The following is a 12849-nucleotide window of genomic DNA, read 5'->3' on the forward strand; positions in this document are numbered from 1 at the left end:
GTAGATTAAATGTTTTTTTCTAATGGACGTGGGGGATGATTCGGAGTTGGTGTTCCTGAAATCTTTTCCTGTGCAGACTGGAAAATGATAAAAAGAACAGGGATGACAAATACGCCAAAGAGAGTTCCGATCAGCATTCCGCCAACAGCGGCTGTACCGATAGAACGGTTACTGAGTGCACCGGCTCCGGTAGCCATCATTAAGGGAACAAGCCCGAATATAAAGGCAAAGGAGGTCATCAGAATCGGTCTTAATCTTGCTTTTGCTCCGTAAATTGCAGATTGTACAATGCTTCTGCCACTCAAACGGTGCATCAAGGCAAATTCGACAATCAGGATGGCATTTTTGGCAAGTAAACCAATCAACATGATCAGACTGATCTGAAGGAAGATGTTGTTGTCGATGTTAAAGAGATTCGCAAAGATAAAGGCGCCTGCCAAACCAATCGGGAGGGAAAGCAAGACAGAAAAGGGTAGGATATAGCTCTTGTATTGTGCACTCAATAAAAAATAAATGAACACCAGGCAAAGGGCAAAAATCATCACCGTCTGACTGCCGCTGGAAAGCTCTTCCCTTGTTAGGCCGGAAAACTCATAAGTATAGCCCCGGCTTAAGGTCTGTGCTGCAACTTCTTCTATCGCTTTGATCGCATCACCAGAACTATAACCTTTATTCGGTGAGCCGGTTACGGTGGTTGAAGTAAACAGATTAAAGCGGTTAATAAACTCCGGACCATAGGTTTTCTTTAAGGTCACAAACTCTGAAATTGGCGCCATCATTCCCTGTTCTGTCCGGACATAAACCTTATTGATGTCCGCTTCTTTCGCTCTGAAATCAGGATGACTTTGCATCATCACACGATACTGTTTTCCAAATTTATTGAAGTCGGAGGCATAAACCCCACCAAAATATCCCTGTAAAGTATTCAGCACGGTATTGACACTTACCCCTGCATCTTTACATTTCTCGATGTTTACGTTGACCTGCAGTTCTGGAAATCCGATATTAAAGGGACTTGTGGCGTACATGATCTCCGGACGTTGATTGATGGCTGTCATGAACTTGCCAATAGATTTAGCGAATTCTTTATAGTCACCGCCGGTTCTGTCTTGCAGCTGGACTTCAAAACCATTGTTATTTCCGAAGCCCTGTAAGGTTGGAGCAGCAAAGAAAATCACTTTGGCGCCTTTGATGTGCGCAGTTTTTGCAAACAACTGATTGACGACGGAATTGACATCCTGGTCTTTTCCTTTTCTTTCTTTCCAGGGCTTTAAACGGATAAATAAAGCGCCGTAGGAGCCCCCGAATCCATTGATCAGGTCCATTCCTGCCAGCCTGGAGGAAAGTTCAACCTCAGGGATGCTTCTGGCAATGCTGTCCACCTGGTTGCTGATCTGTTCTGTTCGCTCCAGCGTAGCTGATGGAGGAAGAATCACATCACCATAAATAGCTCCGCCATCCTCATTCGGTACAAATCCTGTTGGCGTCGTTTTCAATAAGGAGTAGAAAATAAAACCGAACAACAGAATCCCGGCAACGGAAATCCATTTTCTGCGGATCAGGAATCGGACAGCCCGCATATACTTACCCGTCACTGTTTCGAAAGCCGTATTAAAGCCTGCGTAGAACCTGGGTAAAAATCCTTTTGGCTGATGTTCCTGATCCGGGTGATGGGGCTTTAAAAAGATCGCACAAAGCGCCGGACTTAAGGTCAGTGCATTCACTGCGGAAATGACAATCGCAACGGCAAGTGTCAATCCAAACTGCTTATAAAAGACTCCTGCAGAACCTGTAATAAAGGTTACCGGAACAAACACGGCAGACATGATCAGGGTAATGGACACGATGGCTCCACTGATTTCACTCATTGCATGAATGGTGGCCTTCTTTGCAGATTTAGCGCCCTGATCCAGTTTTGCATGAACCGCTTCGACTACTACGATGGCATCATCCACCACAATTCCAATTGCCAGCACCAGTGCAAACAAGGTCAGCAGGTTGATGGTAAAGCCAAAAAGTTTCAGGAAAAAGAACGTACCGATGATGGCTACCGGAACAGCAATTGCCGGAATGAGGGTAGAACGGAAATCCTGAAGAAAGATAAATACCACGATAAAAACAAGGATAAAAGCTTCTACGATGGTATAGATTACTTTTTCTATAGAGGCATCCAGAAATTCATTGGCATTCAGGAAAGTATGGTATTCCACGCCGGGAGGGAAATCTTTGGACGCTTCTTTCAGAATATTTTCACAGGCAATAATCAGCTCTCTGGCATTTGATCCCGACGACTGGCTTACTGCTCCTCCGGAGGATACCTTTCCCTGCGTCACCAGCGAGGTGGTATAATCCAGTGCTCCAAATTCAATTTTTGCCACATCTTTAAGCCGGATCAAACCACCCTGACGGGCACTGCGAAGCACAATATTTTCAAATTGGATCTCTTCATTCAGTCGCCCGGTATATTTTAAGGCATATTGAACCGACTGCCTGCTGTTTTCACCGATTTTCCCTGGCGCAGCTTCAATATTTTGCTCCTTTAAGGCAGCAATCACATCGTCGGGAACCATTCCATGGTTAGCCATGGCATCGGGCTTCAGCCAGATTCTCATGGAATATTCCTGGTTTCCGTAAATCGTGGCTTCACCAACTCCTTCCACACGTTTCATCTGCGGCATGATATTGATGCGCAGGTAATTGTCCAGGAATTTCTGATCATAGGCTTTATTTTTGCTATAGATGAGAAAGCTAAACGCCGTACTGCTCAGCTTCTTGCTGGTGGTAATTCCTGCCTTGATCACTTCTGTGGGGAGTAAACTGGTGGCTTTGGTTACCCTGTTCTGTACGTTTACTGCCGCCTGATCCGGATCGGTACCCTGCTTAAAGAAAATAGTGATGGTGGCACTTCCATTGTTACTGGCAGTAGAAGTCATATAAGTCATGTTTTCGACCCCATTGATTTGTTCTTCAAGCGGAACAATGACACTTTTCATCACTACATCTGCATTGGCCCCCTGGTAGGCCGCGGTTACGGCGACAGTAGGGGGAGCGATCTCCGGATATTGAGAGATGGGCAGGGACAACAGCCCAAGAAGCCCGAGGATGACGATAATCACCGATATGACTGTAGACAATACCGGGTTTTCTATAAATTTTCTTAACATGTCTTTTTCTTATTTCGCTGAGGATGGAGCTGTTTTAATTTTCATTCCGTCTTTTAAATTCTCCAGTCCCTGGGTAACGATCCTGTCGCCGGATTTTACACCACTGGTCACTACGTAATCTTTCTCCGTCACAGCATCCATGATGTCTATTGGGGTATTGTGAACCGTATTTCCGGCATCAACTGTAAACACGAAGTGTTTCCCCTGCAATTCGAAAGTTGCGCTCTTGGGGATCAGGATTGCGTCATTAACAGCGGTAGGAATACTCAACACCGCGCTGGCACCACTCCAGAGTTTCGCTTCGGGATTCGGAAAGACCGCTTTAAAATTGGCAGCACCGGTGCTGGCGTTGAGTACGCCACTTAAAGTTTCAATCTTTCCTTTAGCCGCGTAGACCGTTCCATCGGCGAGGGTTAGGGAGACCTCCGGCATGTTTCTGAATTTATCCTTTACCTGCTGTCCATCGTACTTATGAAGAAAGGAGGCCAGTTGCTGCTGACTCAGAGAGAAGTATGCGTAGATCTGTCTGGTGTTGGCTACGGTGGTGAGTGCCGTTTCGGAAGTACTGCTCACCAAACTGCCAATCTTATAAGGAAGGCTGCCTACAACACCATCAATCGGGCTTACGATATTCGTATAAGCGAGCTTGGATTTAGCAGCAGAGAGATCTGCATTTGCCTGATTTAATTCCGCCCTTTTCACCCGCTCTGCGTTCCTGGCAGAGGTGAGTTCGAAAGCGTTTACAATCTTTCGTTCTACCAGCACGCTGGTTCTCTGGCTCTGAATGGTTGCCGTTTCCAGATTGGCTTCAGCAGCCAATACGGCGGCCTTCCTGCTGTTTACTTCCTGTAAATAGCTATTGGCATCAATTTTAAAGAGTGGCTGACCTCTGCGTACCAGGCTACCTTCGTTTACATAGACCTGTTCTACGTAGCCATCTACTTTAGACCTGATTTCTACCGTTTGTTCTCCCTGTAATGTAGCGGGATATTCCACAGAAAGGGCTGTTTTCTCTGGTTCCAGTAAGCGGGTTGGGAATTCTTGAAGTGCCTCTTGCTGTCCCTGGTTTTGAGCAGGTTTGCAGGAAGTAAGGATGGCCGTCAGCAGGAGTGGGTATAGTAATATCGTTGTTTTCATTTATATCGTTTTTTTTCTTTTGTAAATCATTAAAGGAGAACCGGCTTCTCCCCACATCAGGGTTTGAACTCGTTTCATTAATCTTCCGGTCGCCGCTACATAGATCGCTTCGGGCACATCAGACCGGGCCTTCAGCACAACTTTCTTGTCTTTATAAGGCGAATAATCCAGCACTTTTATTCTTTCCAGCCAGATCAGCTGTTGATGATCTTCCAGTCCTCCAAAACAGACAAAGGCAGCATGAGGCTGAAGAAGGGAAGCGATAAAGACATAGGCCCAGTAGGGTACGATGGCATCATTTGAACAACAAATGACCACTTCCTTATTGCGGTACTGATGCCAGTCGATGAGGCTCATTTCGGCTCTGAATAACTTTTCCTGGAGCAGATAGCCATGAAAGAGGTAGGGGACCATATCAAAGGCGGAATAGTCGGTTTTTGCGGGTTTATATGACAACAGGTCGAGTGTGACGATTCCTGATTGTTCTACTTTATTTATAATCGTGTCCATTGGTCGGTATTTGAATGGTTTGTTTTTTCTTGAGTTACTTCAGCGATATTTAGCAGGATTAATTTTCAGACATAGGGATTCCTGCCCGGTTGTATTCCTTTATCGGAACCGGGTAATGCTGGCGCATTTTATGCGCTTAACTATAAATATGGATCTTGGAGAAGAAGCTTAAATCAGGCGATTCTTCCTGAGGGAACACTTGAAAAGCACATTCCAGTAAGGAACAATGTATACGGGGAGGGCTTCGGTAGCAGCAAAAGGAACAGTGTTTGTATTTTTTTGTAGTTTAATTGGCATAATCCTTTGTTTAATACATAAATAAGTCTTTATACTCTTCCAGGGTTTTATCTGAAAAATCTAATAAATCAGCTTTCAGCCTTGATAAGTTCGGCAAAGTTAGTACTTTTGCTAATAAAACAACTAAAAACTTGTTTTATTAGATTATGAAGACAAACAGATTTTTAATGTTATTGAAGACCAGGGGTGCTTTAACGGCGGCTTCAATTGCGCAAGAGCTTGGAATAACTAATGAGGGTGCGAGATTGCAGTTGTTAAAATTTTCGGAAGAGGGTCTTGTGAGTTCTTACAATGAATCTCAGGGGGTAGGCAGGCCCAAACAGTTTTTTAATTTAACGGCACTTGGCAATGCCAAATTCCCTGATACGCATGCGGAACTGACGGTCAAGCTGATCAGTATCATGAGGGATACTTTAGGTGAAGATGCGCTTCAGGCCGTAATTGACGTCAGTGAACAGTCGGGAAAAGTGCGCTACCTGAACGAGCTGGAGCCCTTTTTCAGCCTGGAAGACCGGATTGCAAAATTAACCGAAATCAGGAGCAGAGAAGGATATATGGCAGAATATACCAAGGATAAAGAAGGTTACCTGCTCATAGAAAACCATTGTCCCATTTGTGCCGCTGCAAAAAGCTGCCAGGGTTTTTGTTCTGCTGAACTCAATATTTTTAAACATGTGCTGGGTGATGATGTTCAGATCAGTCGCCTGGACCATATTGTAAGCGGAGACCGGAGATGCGCTTACCGCATTGCCGAAATCAGCAAATAACAATTTCTATATGGACTATTCTGCCTACCTGAAAAGAATAAATTATGAGGGAGACCTAAACATTTCCCTTGACTTGCTGAAAAAGTTGCAGTACTTACATTTGCTTCATGTCCCCTTTGAAAATCTGGACATCCACCAGGGTGTAGAAATTAAAATGGAAAATGCCTTCTCAAAGATCGTAGAAAGGGGTAGAGGTGGATTTTGCTATGAATTGAACGGCGCCTTCTTTGGCCTGTTAAAGGACATAGGTTTTCAAGTCAGACTCATTTCCGGAAGAGTAGCCAATAAGGACCAGGGTTTTGGACAAGAGTTCGACCATATGGCGATTCTGGCTGAAGTTGATGGAGATCGCTATCTTGTAGATGTCGGATTCGGAGATTTCAGCGCCGAACCTTTGAAAATTACATTGGATACCTTACAGCAGGACCGATATGGTGATTTTCAAATAGAAAAGTTTGACGGCAGGTACCTGATCGTCAAAAAGCGGGTAGATGATGTCTTTGTTCCCGAATATATCTTTACAGAAATCCCCAGAATTTCCGATGATTTTAAGGAAATGGTCATCTATCACCAAAGGAGTGAAAAATCCAGTTTCACAAAGAAAAAAATCTGTTCGATTGCTACAGAAAATGGCAGAATTACCATTACCGGAGAACGCTTAAAAATCCGGGAAGGCAAGAAGCTGATGGAAAAAGAATTTAAAGAAGAATCAGAATTTCACCATGATCTTCGGAAATATTTTAACATACAGTTGAGCGCCCGCTAAACAAGAGCTCATTCGATAGATTCATATATTGAAAATACGATTATGCAGCTCACATCTTTACTATTTAATTATATATATTAAACCTTTTTGTGCTTAACTTCGTTTATACATTATAAAAAAACTAAAAATGAATACATTATTAATATTACTGAGTCTGATGTTCACTCCACCAGCAAAAAGTATTTATGATTTCAGCTTCAAAACCATTGATGGCAAGGAAGTAAAGCTTTCTAAATTTAAAGGAAAGAAAATCCTGATTGTGAATACCGCCTCGAAATGTGGTTATACCCCACAATACGAGGCCCTGGAAAAATTACACAAGCAATATGGTAAAAATGTAGTATTGATTGGTTTCCCGGCTGGTAATTTCGGCGGACAAGAATTGGCCACCAATGCTGAGATCCAGGATTTCTGTAAAAAGAACTTTGGCGTTACCTTTTTATTAAGTGAAAAAGTAAGCGTAAAAGGAACGGACATCAATCCATTGTTCAAATACCTGACCAGTACTGAGAACCCCGATTTTACAGGAGACATCAACTGGAATTTCGAAAAGTTTCTGATCAACGAAAAAGGACAATTGGTTCACCGCTTCAGATCTAAAGTAACACCAATGAGCGAAGAGCTGACTAAAAACCTGTAGTCAATTTTTTCTTTTTAGACATCAAAAGAGAAATCCTTAACCGGGATTTCTCTTTTTTTTAATCCCAAAACGCATAGATTACTTTAACTTTGGGCTTTGAAATAATTATGCAGTATATCCAACCATTGAGAAAATACCTGGCCTTAACCGCCATTCCTTTCTTTTTGATTTCCTGCGGTAGCCATTACAAACTGGTAAAAAGCAACCGTGCGGAATACAAGATGAACAATGAGCGCGCTGTCGACAGCACCCTGATCAAAACCTACCTTCCTTATAAAATAAAGATGGAACAGGAGATGAACACGGTGATCGGACATTCCGAAGTGCTGATGAGCAAAAATGATAAGGTGCCTGAAAACCTGTTGAGAAACTTCTTCTCTGATGCCTTACTCCACGAAGCCCTTAAGTATGATCCGACCATTGATTTCGCCATGCCTTCCACCAACGGTGGGTTGCGTGTTGACATCCCAAAGGGAGAGGTGAAAATGGCCAATATTTTTGAGGTCATGCCTTTTGAAAATGAAATGGTGATCTTTACGTTAGCTCCTTCAGACGTACAGAACCTGCTTAATTTCATCGCCAGAACCGGTGGTCAGCCCGTTGCTGGATTGAGAATGAAAATTGTCAATGATCAGCCTACGGAAGTGATGATCAATGGAAAACCTTATGATCCGGCAAGAAACTACAAGATCCTGACTTCAGATTATGTAGCCGAAGGTGGCGACAATGTACAGAGCTTCAAAAAGCCAATAGAGAAAAAGATCGTTGGGGTCAGAATGCGCGACGCATTGATCACCTATATTAAAGAAAACGAAGCCGCTGGTAAAACAATCAATCCCAAATTAGATGGAAGAATTACTAAAAATTAACCGTAGAAACTTCCTTAAAACAGGAGGGATGGCAGCTGCAGCAGTTGCCCTGAACTTAAATGCTTTTGATGCCATCGCAGCAGGAGACCTGGTCAAGCTCACGATATTACATACCAACGATGTACACAGCAGGATAGAACCTTTCCCTATGGACGGCTCTAAACACCAGGGATTGGGTGGAACCGCAAGGCGATCTGCTCTAATAAAAGCCATCCGGGCAAAAGAAGAAAATGTCCTGTTATTTGATGCAGGAGATATCTTCCAGGGAACACCTTATTTCAATAAATATGGTGGTGAACTGGAAATAAAGCTGATGTCTGAAATGAAATACGATGCCGCAACAATGGGAAATCACGATTTCGACAACGGATTGGAAGGGTTTTACAAACAATTACCACATGCCAATTTCCCAATTCTCTGCAGTAACTATGATTTCTCCAATACGTTATTAAACAAATCTACACAGCCTTACAAGATCTTTAAAAAACAAGGCATAAAAATAGGGGTGTTTGGAATAGGGATCAAGCTCAAAGGGCTGGTGGGCGACAGGAACTATGCAGAAACACAATTTCTTGACCCTGTAGAAACTGCAAATAAAATAGCAAGTCTGCTAAAGAATGACCTTAAATGTGACCTGGTAATCTGTTTATCTCATTTGGGCTATAGATACGACAGCAATAGAGACTCTGATCAGGTCCTGGCCAGAAACACGAGAAATATTGATTTGATCATTGGAGGACATACCCATACTTTCATGGATCAGCCGGAAGACATTCAGAATCTGGATGGAAAGATCACTACGATAAATCAGGTTGGATTTGCAGGGATTAACCTCGGCCGGTTGGATTATTATTTTGAAAGATATAAGGGCAAGCGTATTAAAACTGCTGCACCTTATACCATTTCAGATCAATTAGATAGTTAAGCTTAGCTTAACCGAATATTCATAAATATTAACAAAGGAAACCGCCTCCAAGAAGGTCGTTTCCTTCGTAGAATACGGCGGACTGGCCCGGTGCTATTGCAGATACAGAATGATCAAATACCACGCGCATTTTATCTTTCTCCTGAACAATAGTACTTAGGGTTCCTGCATCTTTATATCGGATTTTAGTCACCACGTTATCCATAGGTTCTAAAATGTTCTCATATTTAATCAGGTTTACATTTCTGACCATCGCTTCTCTGCGTTCCAGCTCATCTGCTCTTCCCAGAACAACAGTATTGCTTTCCGGAAGAATCTGAGTCACAAACATGGGTTCGCCAAAGGCAATGCCCAAACCTTTTCTCTGTCCGATGGTGTAAAAAGGATATCCTTTATGCTGTCCAACGACCATTCCATTGCTGGTAATAAAGTTACCACCTGCAACACGGTCTTCCAGATCACCAACTTTATGCTTTAAGAAAGCACGGTAATCATTGTCGGGAACAAAGCAGATCTCATAGCTTTCGCTTTTCTTAGCCAGTTCTTCCTGTCCCATATCTAAAGCCATCTGACGGATATCCGCCTTCGCAAAAGATCCCAATGGGAATTTTGTACGGGCCAGGTTTTCCTGAGAAACACCCCAAAGTACATAAGACTGATCTTTATTTTCATCGAGACCCTTAGAGATCACATGACGGCCATTGTCGTGCTGCCTTACATTGGCATAGTGACCGGTCGCGATAAACTCGCAATCCAGTTTGTTGGCACGTTTCAATAAAGCTTCCCATTTGATATGGGTGTTACATAAAACACAAGGGTTTGGCGTACGGCCTGCAAGATATTCATCAACGAAATTGTCAATTACATAATCACCGAACTCATCCCTGATGTCTAATATATAGTGTGGAAATCCGTAATTTACCGCCAAAGTACGTGCATCATTGATGCTGTCCAGGCTGCAACATCCGGTTTCCTTACCGCTGGTACCTGAGGTCGCATAGTCCCATGTCTTCATGGTCAATCCGATAACTTCATATCCTTGTTCGTGTAACATTACTGCCGCTACTGAACTATCTACCCCGCCACTCATGGCTACCAATATTCTACCGAGTTTACTCATTATAATTTATTCTGACGCAAAAATAAAGGTTTTTACTGATACATTCTCATTTCTGCCGTCAGTTACTTGTAAAAAGGAGAAATGATCAAAGTGCTGATTAAACGTTATAGCAACATAATAAAGCTAATTCTTTCCAGATTATTTATATCTTAGGTTTATCATAAAAAATTTCAAATCAGAAAATGAAGAAAGCTTTATTGTTTTGTTTACTGTTTCCCGCACTTTCTACTCAGGCACAACAGGGCCTGGTAAAGTACGTAAAACCGATCATTGGCACCCAGAAGATGGGCCATACTTATCCTGGCGCAACACTTCCATTTGGATCGGTGCAGCTAAGTCCGGATACAGACACACTTTCCTATGAACTCAATGGGAAGTACAATGGCGATGTCTATAAATATTGCGCAGGTTATAAATATGAAGACAAGACGATTGTCGGTTTTAGCCATACCCATTTTAGCGGGACGGGGCATTCCGATCTGGGAGATTTCCTAATCATGCCTACACAAGGGGCCTTAAAAATGAATCCGGGAACAGCTGATGTTCCTAAAAGTGGTTTTCGCTCTGCTTTTTCTCATCAAAATGAAACCGCAGAAGCCGGATATTATAAAGTAAAACTGGATGACCATCAGATTCAGGCCGAACTGACAGCGAGTAAAAGGGTAGGGATGCACCGTTATACTTTTCCAAAATCAGCGGAGTCGCACCTGATCCTCGACCTGATGTCGGGCATTTACAATTATGATGAAAAAACGGTATGGACGTATGTAAGGGTAGTTAACGACAGCCTCATTACGGGATACCGCCAAACCAATGGATGGGCCAGAACCAGAACAGTCTATTTTGCCATGTCTTTCTCAAAACCTTTCAAAAGCTACGGACAGAAAAATTTTGATAAAAAACAGGTATATGGTGGTTTCTGGAGGAAATTCGACCAGAACAACAACTTCCCTGAAATTGCAGGACGAAGGATCAGAATGCATTTTGATTTCAATACCAATGAGCAGGAGCAGCTGAGCATAAAATTTGCGCTCTCTCCGGTAAGTCAGGACAATGCCCTGGAGAACATGCGCACAGAGATCCCGGGATGGAACTTTGATCAGGTAAAAAACGAGGCACAGGCAGAATGGAACAAAGAACTGAACAAGATCAATATCAACGCTTCAGAAGACGATAAGGTTAACTTTTATACCGCAATGTACCATGCCTTTATCAACCCGACTACTTATGGCGATGTAAACGGACAATATAAAGGACTGGACCAGAATGTACATGAGGCGAAAGGTTTTACCAATTACACGACTTTCTCACTTTGGGATACCTACAGGGCCTTACATCCTTTCTTTAACCTGATTCAACCTTCCAGAAATAATGACATGGTGAAGTCTATGATGGCCCATTATGACCAGAGTGCATTGAAGATGCTGCCGATCTGGTCGCACTATGCAAACGACAATTGGTGTATGAGCGGCTACCACAGTGTATCTGTCCTTGCCGATGCCATCATTAAAGGGGTATATGATGGTGATGCCGGCAAAGCGCTGGAGGCCTGTATCACGACCGCTAATCACCGCAATTATGAGGGGATAGGAAAATACATTGATATGGGATACATTCCCGCAGAAAGCAGCGGAACCTCAGTTTCAAATACCCTGGAATATGCTTACGACGATTGGTGTATCGCGCAGATCGCCAAAAAATTGGGTAAGTCGGATATTTATGAAACGTTTTTGAAACGCTCTGAAAACTGGAAAAACGTATATGATAAAAGCATTGGCTTTATGCGCCCAAGACTGGCTGACGGTACTTTCAAAAAGGAATTTGATGTGCTGAGTACTCACGGACAGGGCTTTATAGAAGGAAATACCTGGAATTACAGCTTTTTTGTGCCGCATGATCCCGAATCGTTAATGGCGGCAATGGGAGGAAAGCAGAGATTTGGTGCCCGTATAGACAGTTTATTCAGCATGCACCTTCCGGATGAGTTTTTTGCCGATACGGAGGACATCACCAGAGAGGGGATCATTGGCGGTTATGTTCATGGAAATGAGCCTGCGCACCATGTGGCTTATTTGTACAACTGGGCTGGTCAACCCTGGAAAACGCAGCAAAGGGTCAGGATGATTTTAAAAATGCAATACAAGCCGACACCGGACGGACTGGGAGGAAATGACGATTGTGGTCAGATGAGTGCCTGGTATATGTTTTCTTCTTTAGGTTTCTATCCGGTTGCTCCAGGTTCAGACGAGTATTCGCTGGGGAGCCCTTCCGTAAAATCTGCCAGCTTAAAACTGGAAGGAGGGAAGACCTTTAGCATCGATGCCGTTAACCAGAGTGATAAAAATGTATACGTACAAAAAGTACTTTTAAATGGCGAGATTTTAACCGGAAATAAGATTAAGCATGAGGATATTATGAAAGGTGGAAAACTGACATTTTATATGTCTTCAAAACCAGCTAAATCCTCAAAATAAATTTAAGAATCGTTACTGATAAAGTAAATCTTTTTTGGAAACGCAATTAAACTACTGAAAAACAAACGCTTACAACCACAAGGAGTAAAACAAAGAAAGTTGCTAAAATCAATTAGATATTTTAGCAACTTTCTTTGTTTTTATAGAAAATAATGCAGATCTTCAACATACGATCAATAA

10 protein-coding genes are annotated in these 12849 nt (G+C 42.8%); 6 read left to right on the forward strand and 4 right to left on the reverse strand.

What is annotated here, in order from left to right:
• Positions 1 to 5 precede the first annotated feature (5 nt).
• Genes AAFF35_RS14665 through AAFF35_RS14675 form a run of 3 tightly spaced genes read right to left on the reverse strand, consistent with a single transcriptional unit; the run spans position 6 to position 4811 of the window.
• Complete coding sequence (locus tag AAFF35_RS14665) at positions 6 to 3164, reverse strand: efflux RND transporter permease subunit (protein ID WP_342333268.1); 3159 nt, start codon at positions 3162 to 3164, stop codon at positions 6 to 8.
• 9 nt (positions 3165 to 3173) lie between these two features.
• Positions 3174 to 4301: an efflux RND transporter periplasmic adaptor subunit gene (locus AAFF35_RS14670; RefSeq protein ID WP_342333269.1), complete on the reverse strand. Its 1128-nt coding sequence runs from the start codon at positions 4299 to 4301 to the stop codon at positions 3174 to 3176.
• The gene (locus AAFF35_RS14675) at positions 4302 to 4811 is read right to left on the reverse strand and encodes a DUF2480 family protein (RefSeq protein WP_342333270.1); all 510 of its coding nucleotides are present in this window, start codon (positions 4809 to 4811) and stop codon (positions 4302 to 4304) included. It lies immediately after the preceding gene.
• A 443-nt stretch (positions 4812 to 5254) separates the two neighbouring features.
• Between AAFF35_RS14675 and AAFF35_RS14680 the strand changes: the two genes are divergently transcribed.
• The 5 genes from AAFF35_RS14680 to AAFF35_RS14700 all read left to right on the forward strand — a co-directional run bounded on the left by AAFF35_RS14680 (position 5255) and on the right by AAFF35_RS14700 (position 9075).
• Positions 5255 to 5875, forward strand: coding sequence for a metalloregulator ArsR/SmtB family transcription factor (locus tag AAFF35_RS14680; protein ID WP_342333271.1), 621 nt, complete (start codon positions 5255 to 5257; stop codon positions 5873 to 5875).
• 10 nt (positions 5876 to 5885) lie between these two features.
• Complete coding sequence (locus AAFF35_RS14685; protein ID WP_342333272.1) at positions 5886 to 6641, forward strand: arylamine N-acetyltransferase; 756 nt, start codon at positions 5886 to 5888, stop codon at positions 6639 to 6641.
• 127 nt (positions 6642 to 6768) lie between these two features.
• Positions 6769 to 7281 carry a glutathione peroxidase gene (locus AAFF35_RS14690; RefSeq protein ID WP_342333273.1) on the forward strand — a complete coding sequence of 171 codons (513 nt, stop codon included), beginning with the start codon at positions 6769 to 6771 and terminating at the stop codon, positions 7279 to 7281.
• Between the two features lie 107 nt (positions 7282 to 7388).
• Positions 7389 to 8150 carry a 5'-nucleotidase C-terminal domain-containing protein gene (locus AAFF35_RS14695; RefSeq protein WP_342333274.1) on the forward strand — a complete coding sequence of 254 codons (762 nt, stop codon included), beginning with the start codon at positions 7389 to 7391 and terminating at the stop codon, positions 8148 to 8150.
• Positions 8128 to 9075: a metallophosphatase gene (locus AAFF35_RS14700; RefSeq protein ID WP_342333275.1), complete on the forward strand. Its 948-nt coding sequence runs from the start codon at positions 8128 to 8130 to the stop codon at positions 9073 to 9075. The genes AAFF35_RS14695 and AAFF35_RS14700 overlap by 23 nt, the downstream gene beginning before the upstream one ends.
• A gap of 28 nt (positions 9076 to 9103) precedes the next feature.
• Here the strand turns inward: AAFF35_RS14700 and mnmA are convergent, their stop codons facing one another.
• A complete protein-coding gene (mnmA, locus tag AAFF35_RS14705) occupies positions 9104 to 10195 on the reverse strand; it encodes a tRNA 2-thiouridine(34) synthase MnmA (protein ID WP_342333276.1) in 1092 nt (363 codons plus the stop codon).
• Between the two features lie 182 nt (positions 10196 to 10377).
• Here mnmA and AAFF35_RS14710 point away from each other — a divergent pair, with 182 nt between their 5' ends.
• Entirely contained in the window at positions 10378 to 12669 is a 2292-nt protein-coding gene (locus AAFF35_RS14710) for a GH92 family glycosyl hydrolase (protein ID WP_342333277.1), read from the forward strand.
• The last annotated feature ends 180 nt before the right edge of the window (positions 12670 to 12849 follow it).

Origin of the sequence: Pedobacter sp. FW305-3-2-15-E-R2A2, from assembly GCF_038446955.1 — a bacterium.
In the GTDB taxonomy this organism is placed as follows: domain Bacteria; phylum Bacteroidota; class Bacteroidia; order Sphingobacteriales; family Sphingobacteriaceae; genus Pedobacter.

Coding starts and splice junctions, on each gene's coding strand:
- AAFF35_RS14710 (WP_342333277.1), top strand. CDS start 10,378: ATGAAGAAAGCTTTATTGTTTTGTTTACTGTTTCCCGCACTTTCTACT.
- AAFF35_RS14670 (WP_342333269.1), bottom strand. CDS start 4,301: ATGAAAACAACGATATTACTATACCCACTCCTGCTGACGGCCATCCTT.
- AAFF35_RS14685 (WP_342333272.1), top strand. CDS start 5,886: ATGGACTATTCTGCCTACCTGAAAAGAATAAATTATGAGGGAGACCTA.
- AAFF35_RS14695 (WP_342333274.1), top strand. CDS start 7,389: ATGCAGTATATCCAACCATTGAGAAAATACCTGGCCTTAACCGCCATT.
- AAFF35_RS14700 (WP_342333275.1), top strand. CDS start 8,128: ATGGAAGAATTACTAAAAATTAACCGTAGAAACTTCCTTAAAACAGGA.
- AAFF35_RS14665 (WP_342333268.1), bottom strand. CDS start 3,164: ATGTTAAGAAAATTTATAGAAAACCCGGTATTGTCTACAGTCATATCG.
- AAFF35_RS14690 (WP_342333273.1), top strand. CDS start 6,769: ATGAATACATTATTAATATTACTGAGTCTGATGTTCACTCCACCAGCA.
- mnmA (WP_342333276.1), bottom strand. CDS start 10,195: ATGAGTAAACTCGGTAGAATATTGGTAGCCATGAGTGGCGGGGTAGAT.
- AAFF35_RS14680 (WP_342333271.1), top strand. CDS start 5,255: ATGAAGACAAACAGATTTTTAATGTTATTGAAGACCAGGGGTGCTTTA.
- AAFF35_RS14675 (WP_342333270.1), bottom strand. CDS start 4,811: ATGGACACGATTATAAATAAAGTAGAACAATCAGGAATCGTCACACTC.